The following is a 22,897-nucleotide window of genomic DNA, read 5'->3' on the forward strand; positions in this document are numbered from 1 at the left end:
TCAAATATGGTGTCAGTCACTTAAGAATATCTGCCCGCTGAAAGCATGGTGAATGTATATCTCTAAGTTGCTGGCAATGGCTCTCAAATCTAAAAATCCCGGTTGCTTAATGGAAATCATTCACGTATCGGCAGAATGTTATCCGGTTGCCAAAGCTGGTGGCTTAGGTGATGTGGTGGGCGCCCTGCCCAAATACCAAACCAAAATGGGGCATAACGCAAAAGTGATTATGCCCATGTACAAAACAAAGTTTCTCTACAAACATGAATGGCTGGTAGATTTTAAAGGACGTGCTAACCTGGGCAGCTGGTGGTTCGATTTTACCATTATTAAAGAGAAGCATAACCTGCTCGGTTTCGACTTATACCTGGTTGACATAAACGGCTTGCTGGACAGGGAAAAAATATATGGTTACGACGACGACCCCCAACGCTTTACCGCCTTCCAGATATGTGTGCTTACCTGGCTTAGCCACTGGCAGCACAAACCCGATGTAGTGCATTGCCACGACCATCATACCGGCCTCATCCCGTTTATGATGAAGTATTGCTATCCATTTAGCATGCTTGCTTCTGTGCCTTCAGTTATAACCATACACAATGCTCAATACCAGGGCTGGATGGGGTGGGATAAAAGCTACTTTATACCTGCCTGGGATTCGTGGAAAGCTGGCATGCTGGAGTGGAAGGGTACCATTAACCCCCTGGCGTCAGGCATAAAATGTGCATGGAAAGTAACAACTGTAAGCTGGAGTTACCTGCAGGAGCTGCGTGTTAACTCCAACGGGCTGGAAGCTTTGTTTGAATATGAAAAAGGAAAATGTGTAGGCATATTGAACGGTATTGATGATGATGTATGGGACCCCGCCACAGATACATACCTTAACCATAACTACAGTGTGGAAACGGTTACTGAAGGTAAGGAAGCCAATAAAAAAATATTGTGCGACCGCTTCAACCTTGATGCTGATAAACCGTTAATCATATTTATCGGAAGGCTGGTAGGGGAGAAAGCCGCTGATGTTTTGCCGGATGCTATTATGTCTTCCATGTATGCCTTTCCAAAGCAGGTTAACTTCCTTATTTTGGGTAGCGGCGAAACACATGTGGAGTGGCAGTTAAGCCAGTTAACCCATTCTTTTGCCGGTAACTATAATGTAATGATTGGCTACGATGAAAAACTTAGCCATACCATGTACGCCGGGGCAGACTTTTTATTAATGCCCAGCAGGGTAGAACCGTGTGGGTTAAACCAGATGTACTCCATGAAATACGGCACTGTACCTATGGTACGCAGTACCGGCGGTTTAATTGACACAGTAAAAGATATGGGCGAATGGCAGGGCTGGGGCATACGCTTTAACCATGCCAGCGTAGGGGATATTACCCATAGCGTATGGAGGGCCATAGAAGTGTATAAAGATGGTACCCATTTTAACTGGATGCGGCAGCACATGATGCAGATTGACAACAGTTGGGAAAACTCAGTTCAGCAGTACCTTAATATTTATCAAAGCCTGCAGTAAACAAGATTCTTTCAAAATAAATTCCATCAAATATGTTTACCCTAAGTAAGTCAGTAGTAGCAGTAATACTCGGCGGGGGGGCCGGCACACGTTTATATCCGCTTACCGCAAGCCGTTCCAAACCTGCGGTGCCTATTGCCGGCAAGTACCGCCTTGTGGATATTCCCATCAGCAACTGTATCAACTCCAATATCAACCGCATGTTTGTGCTAACGCAGTTTAACTCTGCTTCGCTCAATAAGCACATTAAAAATACTTACCAGTTCAGCGCTTTCAGCAGTGGTTTTGTAGATATCCTGGCGGCTGAGCAAACGCCCGATAACCCCGGATGGTACCAGGGTACTGCCGATGCCGTACGCCAGTCGCTGCGCCACATTGCCAATAACGACTATGAGTATGTGCTTATCCTCAGCGGCGACCAGCTTTACCAGATGGACTTTGCCGAAATGATTGCCGACCACAAAGAAAAAGGCGCCGACATTACCATCGCCACCATTCCCGTGGGAGACAGGGATGCCCCTGAATTTGGTATCCTTAAAACAGACAACGAAAACTTCATCACCTCTTTTATAGAAAAGCCCAAACGCGATTTGCTGGGTGATTGGACCAGCGATACCGGCGACGCTATGCGGAGCCAGGGCCGCAACTACCTTGCTTCCATGGGTATTTATATCTTCAACAAAAATGTACTTTACAACCTGTTGAAAGACGTTTACCCGGATGCCACCGACTTCGGTAAAGAAATTATTCCCAACTCCATAGAGCAGTATAAGGTTATCAGTTACCAGTACGAAGGCTACTGGACAGATATCGGTAACATCTACTCTTTCTTCGAGGCCAACCTGGCGCTTACGCAGGATATACCTCCTTTCAACCTTTTTGACAACAGTAAAACCGTGTACAGCCGTGCACGTATGTTGCCGCCGGCCAAAATAAGCGGCAGCACATTGGAAAAAACGGTTATCGCCGACGGCTCTATCATACTGGCCAGCCGGCTGGAAAACTGTGTTATAGGCATCCGGGCCCGCATAGGCCATGGCACCACGGTGGTAAATACCTACATCATGGGTAACGACTATTACGAAACCCTTGCGCAAATGGAAGAATTTACCCAAAAAGGTGTTCCCCAAAACGGTATTGGCGACAGGTGCTATATCAAAAACGCCATCATAGATAAAAACTGCCGCATTGGTAACGATGTGCGCATTAACGGCGGCCCGCACCTGGAAAATACAGACCATGCACTATACACCGTTAAAGACGGTATTGTAGTGGTTAAAAAAGGCGCGGTAATACCCAACGGCTTTGTTATTTAACCTGCGGTTAAAAACCAGGACGATTATGGGCCCGGCAGAAGGAACAAATAGGAGGCGTCCCTTGCGTCGCACTCTTGTGCTGTATCGCTTTACGCGGCTGGCATAGCCCGCATCCCGGCACCGGAAATTGTAAAATCAACAGATAAAAATGTCGCTCCTGTGGGCGGCATTTTTTGCTATCATCATTGGTTGGAAAACTGTAGAGCATTGCTAGGCATATAGCTCTGCAGAATCTTCATGTTTCGCTGAGCCATACATCAAGTCTCAGGCTCAATTAATTGCAGCTACCCTGGCTAAAAAGTCGCCATGAAAAACCGGACGATGAAGTGCTTGCGACGCAACGAAGCAGCTACAAGGCTATATCGCTGGTATCTAAAATTCTGCTTTCCTTCATTTTTCAAAACCGGGCATTTGTATCGAAAGCGAACAGTTTCTGTTCGAAAACGAACTATTTCGTACATTGAATAATTCGCTATATAGTTGGGAATCAATAATGTATTAAAAAGGCATACCATTGGTTGATTGAGACGAAACACAATTGATTATTTAAAATTCAGCAGGTATGAAAACTTTTTTTGTAACAGCCGCGTTACTCGTAGCCTCTTATGGTTTTGCACAAAAACACAGCTCCTTAAGCCAGAGCATCCACGAAAACGAGAATAAACTTACTATTAAAATTAAAGGAGATATTGACGGTAAGAAAGTTGATTATTACCGCACTTTTAATATAACAGGTTTCAGCAAACAGCAGCGGGAAGAATTAAAGGAAAGAGTGTTTGATTCTTTGGGCATAGCACCACCTGCAGCACCTGTTGCCCCAGCACCACCCGCCGTTGCTGCACCTACCATAGAAAGCACACCGCCGGAACCACCGGTTGCCGCTACTGCGCCTGAAATTGCCGCTGCGCCATCTGTAAAGCTTACGGCGCCGCCAAAAGCGCCTAAAGCACCGGGTGCACCCTCGGTACATGCAACTCCTGCACCGGAACCTGCTGTAGTGCCGGCGCCTACCATATCAATAAGTAACGAGTATGAAGAAACTGCTGCTGTAAGCGGGAATAACCCTTACATAAAAGAAATAAAATATAACCGCCAAACAGGTATTTTGTATATGAAGTACCGTTTTAAAAAGAATGGAGAGGAAAATGTATTCGAAAAATCAGTTGAGTTAAAAGATGCTTCTAAAAGCAAGCGGGATGAGATAATAAGAAATTATGAAGCAGAGATTGGTTTGCCGGCAAACAAGTTGTAAAAAACTGCTGTCTTTTGCCCAGCCCGGCAGTTGCCTTTTTTAACACGAATACGCTTCCACTTGTATGAATTGCTGAATAAAAAACCCTCCATTGCCCTGTTTAAGAACCAATAAAAACAGTAAACAAACCCGGTAACATGCTAAAGAATTATTTCAGAATTGCCTTTCGCAACCTGTGGCGCCACAGGGTTTTTTCTTTTATTAATATCCTTGGGCTAACAGTAGGCATGACGGCCTGCTTTCTGATTTTCCTGTACGTAAAATTTGAGTTGAGCTACGATGCTTTCAACAGCAAGGCAGACCGCATTTACCGGGTGGTATGCGATATTAAAACGCCTACGGAAACGCTTAATGCCGGTGGCCCGGCATGGGCAGTACCGCCCAATGCAAAAGATGCTTTTCCCGAAGTGGAAGCATTTACAAGGATTCTGGGCGATGAAGTATTAATGCGCAAGGGCGATATTAAGTTTCAGCAGAAAGATGCTGTTTGGGCAGACTCTGCATTGTTCAACATTTTTGATTTTAAGCTGCTAAAAGGCAACCCCAAAACAGCATTGCGGGATGAGTTGAGCATTGTGTTTTCTGAATCTGCTGCAAAAAAGTATTTCGGCAATACAGACCCCATGGGCCAAACGCTGTTGGTTACCGGCGACGCGTTGCCAGCAAAAGTTACCGGGGTAATGAAAGACATTCCCGAAAACTCGCAGATAAAAGCCGATGTGTTTTTGAGCATGAGCACTATTACCGGCAAGTTTAACCGCAGCCTGGATAGCCAATGGGGCAACTACGGCCCAAGGGCTTACCTGCTGCTTAAGCCGCATACCACCGCTAAAAACCTGGAGGCAAAATTCCCCGCTTTCCTGGAAGCCCGCAATGGCAAGGAAATGAAAGAGCTGCAAATGTACCCCACGCTCTTCCTGGAGAAGCTGCGGGATGTGTACCTGCATTCAACAAGAGATGGCAGCAATAGCGGCAATATCAATAATGTTTACATATTCTCCATCATCGCTGTGTTTATATTGCTTATAGCCTGCATCAATTTTGTAAACCTTACTACCGCCCGTTCGGCAGAAAGGGCTAAGGAAGTGGGCATAAGAAAAGTAGTGGGGGCGGCAAAGTCGCAGTTAACAAGGCAGTTTATAGGCGAGTCGGTCATACTATGCCTTATCGCATTTGTGTTATCCGTTATACTGGCCGCAATTCTGTTACCATTGTTCAACAACCTGGCAGGCAAGCAGGTAAGCGATGGCATTTTCTCGCACCCTTTCTATGTGCTTATACTATTTCTTGCCGCAGTTGGTATAGGCTTACTGGCTGGTTTTTACCCCGCATTGGTATTGTCTTCCTTTAAGCCCGTAGTAGTATTAAAGGGGCGCTTTGCTACTGGTACAAAAGGAATTTTGTTGCGCAAGGGGCTGGTGGTGGCGCAGTTCACCATCTCCATTGCTTTAATTATCGCCACCCTGGTAGTGTATAATCAAATGAAGTACATGCGCAACCAGGATCTTGGTTTCAGCAAAGACCAGGTACTTATTTTGGATACCAATGGAGACCCCGCGAAAAATGCGTTTGTACAGTCTTTAAAGAGTATCCCCAATGTTAAGTCAGTGGCGCTATCCGGCAGTGTGCCCGGCGGTGGTAACCCGGGCGCTTACTCCGAGGTAGAGAACAAAAAAGGGGAGTTGCAGATTGCTAACCTTGATTTATATTTTGTAAGCTTTGATTACATACCGCAGTACAAAATAAAGATGCTGGCGGGCCGGCCTTTCCAGGGCGATTTTAAGACCGACACTACGCAGGCCATGATTTTAAACGAAGCTGCTATTAAAATGTTTGGCTATAGCTCCCCCGAGCAGGCAATTGGTAAACGCTTTAAACAGTGGGGGCGGGAGGGCAAGATAATTGGCGTAATGAAAAACTTTCACTTCCGCTCACTGCAGCAGGAAATTAAGCCATTAAGTATGCGCATTGAGCTGGATGCCTGCAACCTTGTTTCTGTTAATGTCAGCTCCGCCAACTTACCGGCTACCCTAAAGGCGATAGAAAACAAATGGAAAACAACCATCCCCAACCGGCCGTTCGATTATTTTTTCCTGGATGAATTTTTTGATAAACAATACCGCAGCGAAGTGCGCTTTGGCAACCTGTTCCTAAACTTTGCCGTGTTGGCCATCTTTATATCATGCCTTGGTTTACTTGGCCTGGCCAGTTACAGTACCATACAGCGTACCAAAGAAATAGGTGTGCGTAAAGTAATGGGTGCATCAGTGGCTAATATAGTAGGCCTGTTGTCCAAAGATTTTCTGAAGCTGGTATTGGTGTCCTTCTTTATCGCGGGGCCTGTTGCCGGTTACTTTATGTACAAATGGCTGCAGGACTTTGCTTACCGCAGCAATTTAAGCTGGTGGGTGTTCCTGGCCGCAGGCGTGCTGGCTGTGGTTATAGCCCTGGCAACTATTAGCTTCCAGGCAATTAAAGCGGCAGTTACAAGCCCGGTAAAAAGTTTAAGGAGTGAGTAGCAATACGTTGCCCCATCCGAACCGTGTAGAGATTGGGCCACGTTACTTTTTCTGGCTACTTGTCTTTGTGGCTTAATGACTTTTTTGTCTTTTAACTCAATGACTACTTGTCTTTTTGACTCAATGACTTTTTTGTACCCGGCGGCAGGAACAAATATGAGGCTTTACTTGCGTCGCACTCTTGTACGCCTTGTTCGCTACGCGGCAATGTGCAGCAGGTTTCGGTTGTTCAAAGTTCTTTTGTTCAAAGTTCCAAGTTGGTTCCGCTCTGCAAAGTCTCCAGACTTCGCAGCCTTATGCATCAAGTCTCAGACTTGATAAAGTAAGGTTGCTTTTTCTACCCGGGTCTGAAAAGCCGCCCATAGAACCGGGCGATGAAAGGATTGCGACGCAACAGGCGATACCATGAAAGGCAATAGCTGGTATCATAAATATTGCGGCCTTAATTGAGGTAAAAGATAAATTAGCTAACACCGGAAAAACGGTACATGCCGATAATAATAACGGTAGGCAATAAAACCAAAAACAGCCACCTTGAACATTAAACATTGAACAACTAAACAACACGAGCATGTTTAAAAATTATTTCAAAACAGCATGGCGTAACCTTTGGAAGAACCGGTTTTCATCGGCCATTAATATTGCCGGCCTGGCCATAGGTATGGCTGCCTGTATCATCATCATGCTGTTTGTTTTTTACGAAAAAAGTTTTGACAGCCTGCATAGTAAGAATATTTACCGGCTTGATGAAGTGCAAAAGTTTGAGGGTATGGTGGCGCCGCAGAATGTGGCATTGTCCATGTACCCGATGGGGCCTACGCTGAAAGCTGAATTTCCTGAAGTACGCAACTTTACGAGGGTGCGCAGCAACAGCAAGGTTGACCTTACTTACAAGGATAAAAAGATTTTCTTTCCGTCTATAAACCTGGTTGATTCTACCTTTTTGGAAATATTCGATTTTAAATTACTGAAAGGTAACCGGGCAACGGCTTTGCAAAAGCCCAACAGCATGCTGCTAACCGTAGAAAGCGCAGAAAAACTGTTTGGCAAAGAAGACCCGATGGGTAAAACTGTGGTGCGTTACGTGGGGGATACAACACCCTTTACCATTACCGGCATTCTTGAAAATGTGCCGGAGAATTCTCACCTGCAGTTTGACGGATTAGCATCATTCAGCACAATTGCAAGGCCGGAGTTTATGAACAACTGGGGTGGCAACTGGCTGGTAACCTACCTTGAACTGGCGCCAAATACCAACATAGCCGCGATGGAAAAGAAATTTCCGGATTACCTGAAAAGGCACATGGCAGAAGGCGAAAACTGGAAGCATTATGAACTTTTTCTGCAGTCGTTGAAAGATGTACATGCCAAATCCGGTACCATTACCCATGATTATAACAACTATCAAAAGTTTGACAGCCAGTACACGTATGTGTTTTCCATCATTGCCTTTATTATACTGCTGATAGCCTGCATTAACTTCATGAACCTGTCAACCGCCCGTTCCGCCGAAAGGGCCAAAGAAGTAGGTATAAGAAAAACCATTGGCGCTGAACGGCTGCAACTGGCTGTACAGTTTATCGGCGAATCTGTTTTGCTGGCGCTGATTGCCCTGGTACTGGCTGTTACAATGGTTAAATTGTTTTTACCCTCGGTTAACAACCTTAGCCAACGGCAGCTTGACCTGCCATTGTTCAGCAATTTTGCAACATTAGCGGTTATTATAGCAGCGGCTTTGTTGGTAGGGCTGGTTGCAGGGCTTTATCCAGCCGCGTATTTGTCCTCCTTCAAACCCATTAAAGTGCTTAAAGGCTCGGTACAAACAGGAAAGAACAAAAGCCTGTTGAGAAACGTGTTGGTAGTGGGGCAGTTTACCGGTGCTGTTTTCCTCATCATCTCAACTGTATTTGCGGTAAGGCAATTAAGGTATATGCAGAATAAAGACGCAGGTTTTAACCGGGAGCAGGTAATGATAATACCGCTGGACAGGGCAACATCGCAGAAATATGAATCCTTTAAACAGGAGTTTCAAAAAAGCAGCCTGGTTACCGCTGTGTCTGCCTCTCAGCAAACACTGGGCAACAACCTGCACCAAACGGGGGTAGTATTTCACGGAGATGGGCCGGCACGTGAGCTGACCACATCCCAGGTGGTGGTTGACTATGACTACCTGACGCTATATAAAATTCCACTGGTGGCCGGCAGGAATTTTTCAAAAGATTATGCTACGGATAATGCCAAGGCATACATTGTTAATGAAACAATGGCCAAAGAACTTTTAAAGGGCAATCCAAAAGCAAAGTATGAAAGTTTGTTGGGCAGGCATTATGGCTTTGGTGGTATGGATTCAGCGGGCACCATTGTGGGGGTAGCAAAAGATTTCAACTTCAACTCCCTGCACCATAAAATAGAAACGCTGAGCATACTTTGCCAAAAAGACTGGGGCTTTAGCGAAATATCCGTACGTATCAACGCCGCAAAAGCCGGAGAAGCCATCACCTATGTAGAAAGCGTATGGAAGCGTTTGGCCGCCGACCATCCTTTTGAATATTCTTTTCTTGACGAGCATTTTGAAGAGCTTTACCGGGCAGACAAAGCAGTGAGCGAAATTGTAGGGGTACTGGCCACACTGGCCGTAATTATTTCCTGCCTGGGTTTGTTTGGGCTGGCTTCTTATTCGGCAGAAAGAAGGGTGAAGGAAATAGGGATACGCAAAGTATTGGGTGCTTCTGTGCAGAATATCGTAGGCATGCTGTCCCGGGATTTTGTGCGGCTTGTGGTTATAGCCAATCTTATCGCCTGGCCTTTGGCATGGTTTGCCGTATACAAATGGCTGCAGGATTTTGCCTACCGCATTAACATAAGCTGGTGGATATTCCTGGTGGCTGGAATTATAGCCGTGCTTATTGCGTTGGCAACGGTAGGCTTCCAGGCAATAAAAGCTGCCATTAGCAACCCGGTAAAAAGTTTAAGAACGGAATAAGGTGGTTTGATAAGATAACAACAGTTGTCACCCATGGGTGAGGGATTGCAGCGGTTACCCCGGTGAGGCCATCGCCGCAGGGCTTTTGCGCCGGAGTAATAGCGGAAAGCCCGACCCCTTGCGATAGCTTGGGGGCACCCCCTAAATGAATTTCCCTTGCCGGGCACATTTAATATTTTAAACTAACATTCGTTTATTGATGTTCAAAAAAATTTGGAACATAATGCTGAGTAATTATCTTTGGCACGCAATGAAATTATTCAGTAACACATACTCTGCGTTTTATTTCTTTTTCTTTTACTTTAGAAGCAAAAGCCGGGTAGTGTTTGCAAAGATGTAAGTAAACTAACAATCAGCAATACGGTCCCGGCTAACAAGCCGGGACTTTTTTTTACCCATCCCCTTAGAAGGATGTAAACGAAAAGATCGGATGAGCATTAAAGTTTCTATCCAGGGTTATGAAGGCAGTTTTCACCAGGTTGCGGCGCGGCAATACTTTGGAAAAAATACAGAAGTGATACCCTGCGCTACTTTTAGGGAAGTGATAAAAATTGCTTCCAGTAAAAAAGAAAGCGATGGCGGCGTGATGGCCATTGAAAATTCTATAGCCGGCAGCATTCTTCCCAACTATAACCTGCTGCAAAAAAGCAAACTGAAAATTGTTGGAGAAGTGTACCTGCAGATTAGCCAAAACCTGTTGGTTAACCCCGGCGTTAAACTGGAAGATATACGGGAGGTACATTCTCACTACATGGCTATTCAGCAATGCCTGCAATACCTGGATAAGTTTAACTGGAAACTTGTTGAAACAGAAGACACCGCTTTAAGCGCCAAACACATACACCAGCATAAAAGCAAACATATAGCCGCCATTGCCAGCAAGCTTGCCGCTGAGTTGTTTAGCCTCGAAGTGATTGGGCCTAATATTCACACGATGAAAAACAACTATACCCGGTTTTTAATACTGCAAAGGGAAGAAGCCGCGGTTAAAGTAGAAGGCGCTAATAAGGCATCTGTTAATTTTCACACAGACCATTCAAGGGGCAGCCTGGCTAAAGTGCTTACCGCTATAGCTGATGGCGGCATAAACCTGAGCAAACTGCAAAGCTTTCCCATACCCGGCAGTGACTGGCGGTATAGTTTTCACGCAGACATGGAGTTTGAGACACTGGCGCAATTTGACAAAGTGATTGATGATATTAAGCCGTTAACGGAAGAAGTGAAAGTGTATGGGGTGTATAAAAACGGCAAAACCCCCAACCCCTAAAGGGAAGTTTAGTGAATCCAAGAATAAGTTTTAAGTATATAAAAAGGAATTATGAACATAAACAGCCAGGCCCCCTTTAGGGCGGGGGGTATCACAGCAAAACGGCTTGACGGAATCGGTGAGTACTATTTCTCTCAAAAATTAAGGGAGATTGATGAACTGAACAAGCAGGGGAAAAACATCATAAATCTTGGCATTGGCAGCCCTGATTTGCCGCCGCACCCTGATGTAATCAAAGTGCTGCAGGATGAAAGTGCGAAACCCAATGTTCATGCTTACCAGAACTACAAAGGTTCCCCGGTATTACGTAAGGCTTTTGCTGACTGGTATCAAACCTGGTACGGTGTAACGCTGAACCCGGATACGGAGATACTTCCCCTGATTGGCAGCAAGGAAGGCATCATGCACATCTGCATGACCTATTTGAACGAAGGCGATGAAGTACTGGTGCCCAATCCCGGCTACCCCACTTATCGCAGTGCTGTTAAGCTTGCTGGCGGTGTTTGCGTGGATTATGAATTAAAGGAAGAGAATAATTATTATCCTGATTTTGAGGCATTGGAAAAATCAGACCTGGGTAAAGTAAAACTGATGTGGGTAAACTACCCGCACATGCCTACGGGGCAGTTGCCTTCAGGTGCAATGTACGAGCAGTTGATAGCCTTTGCCAAAAAGCATTCAATACTGGTTTGTCACGATAACCCATACAGCTTTATACTGAATGATAACCCTGTAAGCTTATTGGCTTTTGATGGCGCTAAAGATGTGGTGATTGAGTTGAATTCTTTAAGTAAATCTCAAAACATGGCCGGCTGGCGGGTAGGTGTATTGTGCGGTGCGCAGGAAAGGGTAAACGAGGTACTGAGGTTTAAAAGCAATATGGATAGCGGAATGTTTTTACCTGTACAACTGGCGGCAGCAAAAGCATTAGGCCTCGGCAAAGACTGGTATAACAGCGTTAATGCCACCTACCGTGCAAGAAGGGAAAAAGTGTATGAACTGCTGGATACATTACACTGTACCTATTCCAAAAACCAGGCAGGTATGTTTATGTGGGCAAAGATACCGGAAGGATACAAGGATGGTTATTCAGTAAGTGATGATGTATTGTACAACAGCAATGTATTTATAACGCCGGGGGGCATATTTGGCAGCGGTGGCAATGGGTACATAAGAGTTAGCTTGTGTGGAAGTGTGGAAAGGTTTGAAGAAGCCATTGCCAGGATAAAAAAGGCAAGGGAAATTACACCGGCATAAGATAGCAACTATGAAGAATCACCAATAAAAAAATCCAATGGAAAATACCAATACGAATTCAACAGAGCAGGAATCAATGGGCGATACAAAAAAATATACCGTTACCGTGGTGGGTGTGGGCCTTATTGGCGGTTCAATGGCGTTGGCCCTGAAAGAAAAAGGCTTTGCCGGTAAAGTGATAGGTGTGGAAAAAAGTGAAACACACCGCCAGAAAGCGTTGCAGTTAGGGTTAGTGGATGAAGTATGGAACATGGAAGAAGCTATAACCCAAAGCGACATTATTATCCTGTCTGTACCGGTAGGCGTTTGTATGGAAGTATTGCCTGGTATATTAAATAAAATAGACAGGCAGGTGGTGATTGATGTAGGTTCTACCAAGCAAGGATTAATAGAAATTGTAAGCGGACATCCTAAACGGGGGCGTTTTGTAGCCACGCACCCTATGTGGGGTACGGAGTATAGCGGGCCTGAAGCAGCCGTAAAAGGCGCCTTTGCAGGCAAGGCCAATGTTATCTGCAACAAACATGAAAGTGACGCCGATGCTGTGGAGCTTATTGAAAAATTATACCGCACGCTGGGCATGTACCTGGTGTATATGAACGCCGCCGACCACGATGTACACGTGGCGTATGTAAGCCATATATCGCACATCACATCATTCGCGTTGGCCAATACGGTACTGGAAAAAGAAAAGGAGGAGGATGCTATTTTCGAACTGGCCAGTGCGGGTTTTGAAAGTACCGTACGTTTGGCAAAAAGTAACCCGGCCATGTGGGTGCCGGTCTTTATGCAGAACAGGGAGAATGTATTGGATGTGCTGAACGAGCATATATCGCAGCTAAGAAAATTCAAAGCTTGTTTGGAAAAGGAGAATACCGAATACCTGCAGGAATTAATTGAGAATGCGAATAAAATCCGGAAGATCATCAAATAACTGTAGTTACCCATGGTTAGTAGCCAGGAATCTTGAGTTTATAGATTCAGGAGAATCAGCTAAATCAGTCTAAAATCGAGGTCAGCGTTCGGAACGTTGAAGTGAGTGACACAACCGGCGATGCCATGAAAAAACCAAAGCTGGTAACATAAAAAGAACAGTAACATAGCAAAATGCTGTGTAAAACAGGTGGAATTAACCTAAATAATCAGTAGAATCGGCAAAATCGGGGTGTAATCGTGGGCAATCATGGTTACCTTTGCGGCAAATTTTTAAAAGTAATGATAACATTTGAAGAATTAGGATTAGAGGAGCGATTGGTAAAGGCTACCAGCGAATTGGGCTTTGTTAATCCTACGGCAATACAGGAAAAGGCTATTCCGGTATTGTTAAGCGGCACTAAGGATTTAATTGGCCTGGCACAAACAGGCACGGGCAAAACGGCGGCTTTTGGTTTACCGCTGTTGCAGTTGATTGATGCGGAGAAAAAATATCCGCAGGCATTGGTGGTTTGCCCTACAAGGGAGCTTTGCCTGCAGATTGTAAACGAAATTGAACTTTTTAAGAAACATATACGTGGCGTGCATGTGGTGGCCGTATATGGCGGCGCATCCATCGGGCTACAGATCAGGGATTTGAAAAGAGGCGTTCAGATTGTAGTGGCAACACCGGGCAGGTTAATTGACCTTATTGAACGTAAGGCCATTAACCTGGAACAAATTCAATACGTTGTATTGGATGAAGCGGATGAAATGCTGAACATGGGTTTCCAGGATGATATAGAATTCATCCTGAAGAATACGCCCAGCCGCGAAAGCACATGGCTCTTTAGTGCAACTATGCCGCCGGAGATTCGTAAGGTAAGCAAACGCTACATGAACGAACCGGTTGAGGTGACAGTTGGTAAGGTGAATACAGCCAACAAAAACATAGACCACCAGTACTATGTTACTTCCGCCCAGCACCGTTACGATGCTTTAAAAAGATTAATTGATTTTAATCCGGGCATTTACGGTATCATTTTTACGCGTACCAAGGTTGATGCACAGGATATAGCAGAAAAACTTACCCGTGAAGGTTACGACATTGATGCGCTGCATGGCGATTTAACCCAACAGCAGCGTGACAAAGTGATGGGCCAGTTCCGCGAAAAAAGTTTGCAGTTATTGATAGCTACTGATGTGGCTGCAAGAGGCATAGACGTTAAAGACATTACACACGTTATAAATTACGAACTGCCTGATGATGTGGAAGTGTACACCCACCGTAGCGGCCGTACCGGTCGGGCCGGCGCCACAGGTATATGTATGAGCATCGTGCATACACGTGAATTGTACCGCCTTAAGCAAATACAGCAAATTGTACAAACTCCCTTTCATAAGCTGGAAATACCCAGCGGAAAAGATGTTTGCCGTAAACAATTTTTCTTCTTTATGGAAAAGCTGTTGCAGGCTGATATTACGCATGGCGATTATGAAACCTATGTTCCTTTATTGGAAGAAAGGTTTGCAGATGTGAGCAAGGAAGAGGTGCTGAAACGAGTGGCTGCCATGGAATTTGACCGCTTTTTAAAGTATTATGAAAATGCCGGTGACCTGAATGCCCGTGATGAACGCCGCGACAGGAGAGATCAGCAGGGCGCCAGGGGACAGGACAGAAGGGGTGACAGCCGTGGCGATTACCGCAACAGGCGTGAAAGCAATGGCGACTTTGCAAGGCTGTTTGTAAACCTGGGTACAAAAGACGGTTTTTACAAGGCCAGCTTCCTCCAGTTTATTTTGGATATGAGCGATTTAAGTAAAGACGTTCTCGGCCGCATAGACATGAAGGAAATGAATAGCTGGATAGAAATTGACAAACGTGCTGCCAATCAAATGATAAAAGCGATTGATGGCAAAAATTTCAAGGGCAGAAGGATAAGGATGAATGATGCCAACAGCAGGTAATACCCACAACCCCTAAAGGTGCGTTTGGGTAAGTTCTTTGAGAATGTTGAATGTGAGAATGTGAAAACTTAGCAGTTGTTACTGCTCGCTACTCACCATTGACCATTCACCATTCACGAATTCTTTATGGGCCCGGCAGTAGAACAATAATTAAGCATCGTTGCGTCGCACTCTTGTACGGTTGGATATTCTATTCAGCAAGGTGCAGCAGCGTAACAAAACTTTTATCAACAAACAGTTAATCATAGATAATCATTATAATCACTGATATATGCAAGCCACAGAAACAGCCGCCAACAAACAGTTGGTGCAGGAAAAATGGAGCAAACGCCCATTGATCATATCCGGACCATGCAGTGCGGAAACAGAGGAGCAGGTATTGGAAACTGCTACACGATTGCACAAGACCGGTAAAGTAGATATTATGCGTGCCGGCATCTGGAAACCGCGTACACGTCCCGGTAGTTTTGAAGGTATCGGTACAAAAGGCTTACCATGGCTGCAGGCCGCTAAAAAGATTACCGGTATTCCCAATGCCGTAGAAGTGGCAACGGCAAAGCAGGTAGAAGATGCGCTGCATTTTGACGTGGATGTATTGTGGATTGGTGCACGTACCACCGTTAACCCGTTTAGCGTACAGGAAGTTGCCGATGCATTGCGTGGTGTTGATGTGCCGGTTTTAATTAAAAACCCCATCAATCCAGATTTGGAATTGTGGATAGGCGCTGTTGAGCGTGTAGCCAAAGCAGGTATAAACCAGATTGGTTTAATACACCGCGGCTTTAGTTCTTACGGCAATACAGAATACCGCAATGCGCCCATGTGGCATCTTGCGATTGAAATGAAGCGCCGTAACCCGGGTTTGATGATGATTAACGACCCCTCTCATATCTGCGGTCGTCGTGACATTTTGCAGGATGTTGCCCAAAAAGCAATTGACCTTGATTTTGATGGTTTAATAATAGAAAGCCATATTGACCCGGATAAAGCATGGAGTGACGCCAAGCAACAAATCACACCTGAGCGCCTGGCTGAAATGTTAACTGCCATCCGCTGGAGAAAAGAAGATGTTGCATCTGCCGAATACCACGCCGCATTGGAAAAACTGCGCCAGCAAATCAACCACCTTGATGATGAGCTGATGCAGATACTCGGGCAGCGCATGCGCATTTCTGAAAAGATTGGCCAGTACAAAAAAGACAACAATATTACCATCCTGCAAACCAACCGCTGGAACGAAATACTGGAACGTGCATTTGCCCAGGGTGATAAACAAGGCCTGAGCAAAGAATTCATCACAAAATATTTTGATGCGGTACACATGGAAAGTATCAATCATCAGAATAAGATTATGAATTCGTAGTGGTGAATGGTGAATGGTGAGTAGGTATCGGAATAAAGCTCTTTAGAAGATTTGAATAGCATAGGCACAAGGCAGAAAGAGTAATAGTTATATTCTTCTTGTGCCTATGATTGTAGTTGGATAAAAACTTTGCGCCTTCGCGGCTTTGCGTGAAATGACAAAAAAAATCATCCAGTTTTCAAAAGCATCTACCTCCTTTTACTTTGATGCTTCTTTTGAGCATCTTGAAAAGCTTACCTCAAAAGATAATACCGTTGTTGTTACAGATGAAAATGTTTTCAGTAAAAACCAGAAAAAATTCAAAGGCTGGAACACCATTGTATTAAAACCGGGGGAGCAGTACAAGGTACAGGCAACCGTGGATTCCATTATTGATCAATTAATCGGTTTTGGCGCAGACCGTAAATCTGTATTGGTTGGTGTTGGCGGCGGTGTGGTAACAGACATGACGGGATATGTAGCCAGCATTTACATGCGTGGCATTAAGTTTGGTTTTATACCAACTTCTATTCTTGCTATGGTAGATGCATCTATTGGTGGAAAGAACGGTATTGATGTGGGGGTTTACAAGAACATGGTAGGCATTATACGCCAGCCGGATTTTTTGTTATATGACTACAGCCTGCTGAAATCGTTGCCCAGGGAAGAATGGATAAATGGCTTTGCAGAAGTAATAAAACATGCGTGTATTAAAGATGCGGCCATGTTTAAGTTGTTGGAGGAGCATAAACTAACTGATTTTCAAAAGGATAAAAGCCTGTTGAATAAAATCATCCAGCGCAACGCACTGCTAAAAAGTAAAGTAGTGCAGCAGGATGAATTTGAACAGGGAGATAGAAAACTGTTGAACTATGGTCATACATTGGGCCATGCCATTGAGAATACTTACCAGTTGTCGCATGGGCATGCGGTTTCAATTGGAATGGTAGTTGCAGCATACTTAAGCGTAAACTTTACCAGGCTTAAAGGGGCGGAAAAAATTGCAGCCCTGATTGTAAAGTATGGCCTGCCCGCTTTTGCCAAGTTTGATGTTGCCAAAGCATTGGAAGTAATGCAGTCTGATAAGAAAAGAATAAGGGATGTGATACATTATGTACTGTTGGAGAAGATAGGGAAGGGGGTTGTGAAACCATTAACATCAAGGGATATACAGCCGGTATTGGAGCAATTGTCGAAGTAAACATGAATAATTACGGTTGCGGAAAATGAATTAAATTTACAGGTATGGAAACTGCAGCAAAAAAGAAAAAATATGTTAAGAAGGCTGAAAAGGCCAAAGTTTCATCCTCTATAACAATAGAAAAAAACGGCAAAAAATATACAGCCGATACTGTTTCTGCTGAAGAGATAATGAAGCGCAGAAATACTGCCTACAAATTCCTTGTTTAGAAGATTTCATGTTTAATTCGTACTACCCTTTCTCTCTTATTCAAAGAACTCCTAAAGATTCGGATTATTTACATTCCGAATATGTCTTTCAGTTTAGAACTGATAACAGACGATACATTATAGTAGCAGAAGAGTATAAGTTTAATGTATTCGCGGTAAAATTTTTTCCGGCAGACAGAAAAAATGATAAACACAGGTTCAACCTTGTTTTAAATGATTTCAATTTTGCGCCAATTATAAGAACATGTGTAAATGTCATGCTTTGGTTACTTGAGAGAAACCCGACAGCTTCTTTTGCATATATCGGGGCGAACACAATTGCTTCCAATTTTGTTGAAGATAAAGCATTAACGCAACGGTATCGTATCTATGAATATGTGATGGATATCTATCTTAGCCCTTATGAGTTTAAAAGGTATTTCAGTGAGAAAAATAGTGCGGTGTTATTGGTAAACCTGGAAAATGAAGATATTGAAGAACGGGCTACCTGTATAATTGATATGTTTGTTGAATTATACGATGATCTTAGTGCTGATTGATTTTAAGTAAAACAGTCGCCATATATTCCACAGATGAACGGATTGCGACGCAACAGGCGATGCCATGAAAACATTTGCCGGTATCAAAAAAAATATTCTCAAAAATTTCTAAAAGAAATTTTCAAATGATTGCAACAATACAACCGTCCTCACTTAGTGGTACAATTACTGCCCCGGCTTCAAAAAGCTCTATGCAACGTGCATGTGCCGCGGCTTTGGTAAGAAAGGGGGAAACCTTAATACATAACCCCGGTATTTCTAATGATGATAAAGCAGCGTTAGGGGTTATTAAAGCATTGGGTGCTGATTGGGAAATGGAGAATGGCGACTTGAAAGTAACCAGCAATGGTGTTAACGCCGCTACCAATGAAGTTAACTGTGGTGAAAGTGGTTTGGGTATAAGAATGTTTGCACCACTGGTAGCTTTGAATGATAGTGAAATTACCATTAACGGCGAAGGAAGTTTACTAACCAGGCCGATGGATTTTTTTGATGAAGTGTTGCCACAACTGGATGTGGAAGTAAGCTCTAACAGTGGTAAGCTGCCCCTGAAATTAAAAGGCCCTTTACAGCCAAAGAATATTACGATTGATGGCTCTTTAAGCTCACAATTTTTAACAGGGCTTTTGATGGCATACGCCGCAAGCGATGCGAAAGATGTGACTATTACCGTTACCAACCTGAAGAGTAAGCCTTATGTTGACCTTACCTTAAAAGTAATGGAGGCTTATGGCTTGAAAGCTCCTGAAAATATTAATTACGAACAGTTTTATTTTGGATTAGAGACGTCTAACACGCAGGCTACTTTTGTTGACTATACTGTTGAAGGAGATTGGAGTGGCGGTGCTTTTTTATTGGTGGCCGGTGCCATTGCGGGTAATATTGTTGTCAGGGGTTTGGATGTAACTTCTACCCAGGCGGATAAAGCAGTATTGACGGCATTGATGGATTGTGGAAGCAAAATTTCCATTCAGTCCGACGAAATAGAGATAGCGCCGGGCGATTTAAAAGCTTTCCAGTTTGATGCTACAGATTGCCCTGATTTGTTCCCACCGTTGGTGGCATTGGCCGCGTATTGTAAGGGCACTACAGTTATTGAAGGCGTAAACCGCCTTACACATAAGGAAAGCAACCGAGCTTTAACCTTACAGGAAGAATTTGCAAAGCTGGGAATTGAGATAACCCTGCAGGATAACCTGATGCTGATTAAAGGTGGTACAGGTGTTAAAGGAGCAACGGTACATTCCCGCCACGATCACCGCATTGCCATGGCTTGTGCGGTAGCAGCCTTAAAAGCAGAAGGAGAAACGGTAATTGAAGAAGCCGGGGCTGTAAGCAAATCGTATCCTAACTTTTACGAACATATACAAAGTTTGGGGGCAACGGTAAGCGTTGAGAACACATCAGTGAAAGCGGTCTAAAAATTAGTTAACTAAACTCCCCTTTCAGGGGCTAGGGGTCTTATGAATTCATTCGGACGTTTTTTAAGGGTAAACATATTCGGCGAATCGCATGGTGAAAGTGCCGGCATTAATATAGACGGCGTGCCTGCAGGTCTGCCTTTAAGTGTGGAAGATTTTTTAGAAGACATAGAAAGAAGAAAAGGCGGCACGCAAAAAGGTACCACACCCAGACAGGAATCTGACCTGCCCATTTTTAAAAGTGGCATTTTTAACAACACCACTACCGGCGCACCCATTACCATATTATTCGAAAACAACAATACCCGCTCCGGCGATTACCAAAAGCAACGTGCGGTGCCAAGGCCGGGACATGCAGATTTTGTTGCCAGCAAAAAGTTTGGAGGCTTTGAAGATTACCGTGGCGGCGGGCATTTTAGCGGAAGGTTGACAGTTTGTTTGGTGGCGGTGGGGGTTATTGCAAAGAAGTTGTTAGACCTCACCCCCAACCCCTCTCCACAGGAGAGGGGGGTAGGGGGTGAGGTCAATAAAATCTCCATAAAAGCCTCCATCCTCGAAATTGGTGGCGAAGCCGACCTGGAAAAAGGCCTTCAAAAAGCCATTGACGCCAAAGATTCTATCGGCGGCATCGTTGAATGCCGTGTAAGCGGCTTACCTATTGGTTTGGGTGAGCCTTTTTTTGACAGCGCCGAATCCCTGCTTGCCCATGCGGCGTTCGCCATACCTGCCGTGCGTGGTGTAGAGTTCGGAACAGGTTTTGCAGCGGCAAGAATGTTTGGCGTAGAACATAATGATGCCATTGAAGACGCCAGTGGTAAAACAAAAACCAATCATGCCGGCGGCATTGTTGGTGGCATTACCAATGGCAATGAACTGGTATATCGTGTTGCTATTAAGCCAACATCTTCTACGCCAAAAGAGCAACAAACCTGGAACTGGGAAACCAATGAAGTTGAAAGTTTCTCCGTCAAGGGGCGTCATGATTTGTGCATAGCGCTGCGTGTTCCCGTGGTGCTGGAAGCGGTAACGGCCATGGTGCTTGCAGATTTAATGCTGCAGGAACAAAGAATACCCCGGATAATAACTTCAAACAAGTAAACCTGTTAGAAAACACTGTTATGATTATTTATCATATCACTACACAAACAGATTGGGAAGCAGCCCAAAAGAATGGCTTTTATGAAGCGGCTTCGCTGGCTGATGAAGGTTTTATCCATTGCAGCCACGATCACCAGGTAAGCGGTGTGCTGGAAAGATATTATGCCGGCAAAACTAACCTGGTTAAACTGGTGATAGACGCCGATAAATTAAATCAACGCCTTCAGCACGATTTTTCCCCAACTATGAATGAATCTTTTCCACATGTATACGGCAGGATAAACCTGGAAGCGGTAACAGAGGTGGTAGGGTTATAATTTTCTGCGCTAACCTGTTAAAAGAATGCTATGCACAACTACATCATTAACGCGTCGTTACAGATAGTTCCTGTGGATACCGACAAACATCCTTACGAATGGGTTGATGAAGCTATTGCTGTCATTCAGCAGTCTGGCATTAAGTACGAAGTAGGCCCTTTTGCCACGGTTTTGGAAGGTCATTACGATGAAATCATGAAGCTTATCCTCAATATCAACGAATACCTGTACAGCCGCGGCTGCGCAGAATGGCTAACCAACCTGCAGGTACACATCCGTAACGAGGGCAATATTACTTCCGAAGAAAAAACAGCAAAGTTTAGATAAGTTTTTCCAGTTATAATGCAGCAAAACGTCAACAGGGCTTTTTTGCTATTTATTGTGGTATGGTATTTTCAGGGCATAGGTACACACCAATTGTTAACCTGTAAATAAATCTTATGATAACCTACGCTGAAAGAATATTTACCCGTGAATACGAACACGACGATAAAAAATTGTATGCCACTTTTCACCCTGAAGTAATTGTTGAACGGGACGAGTACGCCGCTACAGGCCGTTACCTGGTGGTATTGCTGCATCCTGATAAAGGTTTGCAGCCTTTCTTTCTTAACAAAGATGATAACAGTGGCCAGTGGCAGATAAATGAAAACGACCCTGCCATAGTTGAAGACAGCCTGCTTAGCTGGTGTAATAAGCAAATCTCCCTTAGCGGGTATTGAGCTATCAACAGTTACTCCTTACTTACATAAGGTTTTAATGATGGCAGGCGTTGCACGTTGGCGAATAGCGGGCAAGGCGTACAAGAGTGCGACGCAACGATGCTTAATACCTGTTCCAATAGCCGGGCTCATAAAATTCCTTGTCAGTTATAAATGCAATTGCTGCCACTGCTAATTAAACAGTGGGTATAAATTCTGTGTTCAGGCTTTGCCATTTCGTTTATTTTAGCTTTGGGTAAATGAATAATTATGGACGTTAAGATAGAGCCGGGTTGGAAGGAAGCCTTGCAGCAGGAATTTTCCAAACCTTATTTTGAGCAGGTAGTAGCTTTCCTGAAGATTGAAAAGTCTCAGGGAAAAATTATATACCCGCCCGGACCACTTATTTTCAATGCCTTTGAGCAAACCCCGTTTAACAAAGTAAAAGTAGTGCTGCTCGGGCAGGACCCTTATCATGGTAAGGGGCAGGCAATGGGCTTGTCGTTTTCTGTGCCGCCGGGCGTAAAACCCCCACCATCGCTGGTAAATATTTTTAAAGAATTGCATGATGATGTGGGTATGCCTTTCCCCAAAACAGGCGATCTTACTCCCTGGGCAAAACAGGGGGTGTTGCTGTTGAATGCTGCGCTAACTGTTCGCGAAGCAGATCCTAACAGCCATTCAAAAACCGGCTGGCACAACTTTACAGATGCTGTTATAAAAAAAGTTTCTGATGAAAAGCAGGCTGTTGTTTTCCTGCTGTGGGGGAGTTTTGCGCACCAGAAACAGGTACTTATAGATGAAACCAAACACCGTGTTTTAAAGGCCGCCCACCCATCGCCCTTTAGTGCGGATAAAGGATTTTTCGGGTGCAAACATTTCAGCAAAACCAACGATTATCTTGTAAAGCAAGGGAAAGATCCTGTTGACTGGCGGTTGGATGCATAGAAACCGGTGTGTCATCGTACATCACACATCATACATATCACAAGTACTTCGTACTTCACACTTCGTACTTGCTTTTGGGGGTGCCCCCAAGCTGCGCAAGGGGTCGGGCTTTCCGCTATTAC

The 22,897-nt window shown here is 44.4% G+C and carries 19 protein-coding genes; all 19 read left to right on the plus strand.

The window, feature by feature from the left end:
- Positions 1-109: 109 nt before the first annotated feature.
- The 19 genes from F0364_RS02695 (at position 110) to ung (ending at position 22,775) form a co-directional block, all read left to right on the plus strand.
- Positions 110-1,525 carry a glycogen synthase gene (locus tag F0364_RS02695; RefSeq protein WP_153796207.1) on the plus strand — a complete coding sequence of 472 codons (1,416 nt, stop codon included), beginning with the start codon at positions 110-112 and terminating at the stop codon, positions 1,523-1,525.
- 32 nt (positions 1,526-1,557) lie between these two features.
- Positions 1,558-2,841, plus strand: a complete 1,284-nt coding sequence (locus tag F0364_RS02700) for a glucose-1-phosphate adenylyltransferase (RefSeq protein ID WP_153796208.1) — start codon at positions 1,558-1,560, stop codon at positions 2,839-2,841.
- Between the two features lie 562 nt (positions 2,842-3,403).
- Complete coding sequence (locus tag F0364_RS02705) at positions 3,404-4,093, plus strand: lipoprotein 17-related variable surface protein (protein ID WP_153796209.1); 690 nt, start codon at positions 3,404-3,406, stop codon at positions 4,091-4,093.
- A 137-nt stretch (positions 4,094-4,230) separates the two neighbouring features.
- Positions 4,231-6,612 (plus strand): ABC transporter permease, encoded by a 2,382-nt coding sequence (locus tag F0364_RS02710; RefSeq protein WP_153796210.1) that lies wholly within the window; start codon positions 4,231-4,233, stop codon positions 6,610-6,612.
- A gap of 571 nt (positions 6,613-7,183) precedes the next feature.
- Positions 7,184-9,595, plus strand: coding sequence for an ABC transporter permease (locus F0364_RS02715; protein WP_153796211.1), 2,412 nt, complete (start codon positions 7,184-7,186; stop codon positions 9,593-9,595).
- 430 nt (positions 9,596-10,025) lie between these two features.
- Entirely contained in the window at positions 10,026-10,862 is an 837-nt protein-coding gene (locus tag F0364_RS02720) for a prephenate dehydratase (RefSeq protein WP_153796212.1), read from the plus strand.
- Between the two features lie 51 nt (positions 10,863-10,913).
- Positions 10,914-12,119: a pyridoxal phosphate-dependent aminotransferase gene (locus tag F0364_RS02725; protein ID WP_153796213.1), complete on the plus strand. Its 1,206-nt coding sequence runs from the start codon at positions 10,914-10,916 to the stop codon at positions 12,117-12,119.
- Positions 12,120-12,156: 37 nt separating this feature from the next.
- Entirely contained in the window at positions 12,157-13,053 is an 897-nt protein-coding gene (locus F0364_RS02730) for a prephenate dehydrogenase (RefSeq protein WP_153796214.1), read from the plus strand.
- A gap of 281 nt (positions 13,054-13,334) precedes the next feature.
- A complete protein-coding gene (locus F0364_RS02735; protein WP_153796215.1) occupies positions 13,335-14,999 on the plus strand; it encodes a DEAD/DEAH box helicase in 1,665 nt (554 codons plus the stop codon).
- Positions 15,000-15,270: 271 nt separating this feature from the next.
- A complete protein-coding gene (locus F0364_RS02740) occupies positions 15,271-16,362 on the plus strand; it encodes a chorismate mutase (protein ID WP_153796216.1) in 1,092 nt (363 codons plus the stop codon).
- A 154-nt stretch (positions 16,363-16,516) separates the two neighbouring features.
- Positions 16,517-17,542, plus strand: coding sequence for a 3-dehydroquinate synthase (gene aroB / locus F0364_RS02745; RefSeq protein ID WP_153796217.1), 1,026 nt, complete (start codon positions 16,517-16,519; stop codon positions 17,540-17,542).
- A 44-nt stretch (positions 17,543-17,586) separates the two neighbouring features.
- Complete coding sequence (locus F0364_RS02750) at positions 17,587-17,751, plus strand: hypothetical protein (RefSeq protein ID WP_153796218.1); 165 nt, start codon at positions 17,587-17,589, stop codon at positions 17,749-17,751.
- Positions 17,752-18,008: 257 nt separating this feature from the next.
- Positions 18,009-18,290, plus strand: coding sequence for a hypothetical protein (locus F0364_RS02755; protein WP_153796219.1), 282 nt, complete (start codon positions 18,009-18,011; stop codon positions 18,288-18,290).
- A gap of 125 nt (positions 18,291-18,415) precedes the next feature.
- Positions 18,416-19,711, plus strand: coding sequence for a 3-phosphoshikimate 1-carboxyvinyltransferase (gene aroA, locus F0364_RS02760; RefSeq protein ID WP_153796220.1), 1,296 nt, complete (start codon positions 18,416-18,418; stop codon positions 19,709-19,711).
- Positions 19,712-19,753: 42 nt separating this feature from the next.
- Complete coding sequence (locus F0364_RS02765) at positions 19,754-20,809, plus strand: chorismate synthase (protein WP_153796221.1); 1,056 nt, start codon at positions 19,754-19,756, stop codon at positions 20,807-20,809.
- A 20-nt stretch (positions 20,810-20,829) separates the two neighbouring features.
- Positions 20,830-21,126, plus strand: coding sequence for a DUF952 domain-containing protein (locus F0364_RS02770; RefSeq protein ID WP_153796222.1), 297 nt, complete (start codon positions 20,830-20,832; stop codon positions 21,124-21,126).
- 30 nt (positions 21,127-21,156) lie between these two features.
- The gene (locus F0364_RS02775; RefSeq protein WP_153796223.1) at positions 21,157-21,453 is read left to right on the plus strand and encodes a thiamine-binding protein; all 297 of its coding nucleotides are present in this window, start codon (positions 21,157-21,159) and stop codon (positions 21,451-21,453) included.
- A gap of 113 nt (positions 21,454-21,566) precedes the next feature.
- Entirely contained in the window at positions 21,567-21,848 is a 282-nt protein-coding gene (locus F0364_RS02780; RefSeq protein ID WP_153796224.1) for a hypothetical protein, read from the plus strand.
- 249 nt (positions 21,849-22,097) lie between these two features.
- On the plus strand, positions 22,098-22,775 hold the full coding sequence (gene ung / locus F0364_RS02785) for a uracil-DNA glycosylase (RefSeq protein WP_153796225.1): 678 nt from the start codon (positions 22,098-22,100) through the stop codon (positions 22,773-22,775).
- The last annotated feature ends 122 nt before the right edge of the window (positions 22,776-22,897 follow it).

The organism is Foetidibacter luteolus, from assembly GCF_009650435.1.
Taxonomy (GTDB): Bacteria; Bacteroidota; Bacteroidia; order Chitinophagales; family Chitinophagaceae; genus Foetidibacter; species Foetidibacter luteolus.

Excerpts from the sequence above, each read along its gene's own strand:
- F0364_RS02695 (WP_153796207.1), top strand. The coding sequence starts at position 110 with ATGGAAATCATTCACGTATCGGCAGAATGTTATCCGGTTGCCAAAGCT.
- F0364_RS02700 (WP_153796208.1), top strand. The coding sequence starts at position 1,558 with ATGTTTACCCTAAGTAAGTCAGTAGTAGCAGTAATACTCGGCGGGGGG.
- F0364_RS02705 (WP_153796209.1), top strand. The coding sequence starts at position 3,404 with ATGAAAACTTTTTTTGTAACAGCCGCGTTACTCGTAGCCTCTTATGGT.
- F0364_RS02710 (WP_153796210.1), top strand. The coding sequence starts at position 4,231 with ATGCTAAAGAATTATTTCAGAATTGCCTTTCGCAACCTGTGGCGCCAC.
- F0364_RS02715 (WP_153796211.1), top strand. The coding sequence starts at position 7,184 with ATGTTTAAAAATTATTTCAAAACAGCATGGCGTAACCTTTGGAAGAAC.
- F0364_RS02720 (WP_153796212.1), top strand. The coding sequence starts at position 10,026 with ATGAGCATTAAAGTTTCTATCCAGGGTTATGAAGGCAGTTTTCACCAG.
- F0364_RS02725 (WP_153796213.1), top strand. The coding sequence starts at position 10,914 with ATGAACATAAACAGCCAGGCCCCCTTTAGGGCGGGGGGTATCACAGCA.
- F0364_RS02730 (WP_153796214.1), top strand. The coding sequence starts at position 12,157 with ATGGAAAATACCAATACGAATTCAACAGAGCAGGAATCAATGGGCGAT.
- F0364_RS02735 (WP_153796215.1), top strand. The coding sequence starts at position 13,335 with ATGATAACATTTGAAGAATTAGGATTAGAGGAGCGATTGGTAAAGGCT.
- F0364_RS02740 (WP_153796216.1), top strand. The coding sequence starts at position 15,271 with ATGCAAGCCACAGAAACAGCCGCCAACAAACAGTTGGTGCAGGAAAAA.
- aroB (WP_153796217.1), top strand. The coding sequence starts at position 16,517 with ATGACAAAAAAAATCATCCAGTTTTCAAAAGCATCTACCTCCTTTTAC.
- F0364_RS02750 (WP_153796218.1), top strand. The coding sequence starts at position 17,587 with ATGGAAACTGCAGCAAAAAAGAAAAAATATGTTAAGAAGGCTGAAAAG.
- F0364_RS02755 (WP_153796219.1), top strand. The coding sequence starts at position 18,009 with ATGCTTTGGTTACTTGAGAGAAACCCGACAGCTTCTTTTGCATATATC.
- aroA (WP_153796220.1), top strand. The coding sequence starts at position 18,416 with ATGATTGCAACAATACAACCGTCCTCACTTAGTGGTACAATTACTGCC.
- F0364_RS02765 (WP_153796221.1), top strand. The coding sequence starts at position 19,754 with ATGAATTCATTCGGACGTTTTTTAAGGGTAAACATATTCGGCGAATCG.
- F0364_RS02770 (WP_153796222.1), top strand. The coding sequence starts at position 20,830 with ATGATTATTTATCATATCACTACACAAACAGATTGGGAAGCAGCCCAA.
- F0364_RS02775 (WP_153796223.1), top strand. The coding sequence starts at position 21,157 with ATGCACAACTACATCATTAACGCGTCGTTACAGATAGTTCCTGTGGAT.
- F0364_RS02780 (WP_153796224.1), top strand. The coding sequence starts at position 21,567 with ATGATAACCTACGCTGAAAGAATATTTACCCGTGAATACGAACACGAC.
- ung (WP_153796225.1), top strand. The coding sequence starts at position 22,098 with ATGGACGTTAAGATAGAGCCGGGTTGGAAGGAAGCCTTGCAGCAGGAA.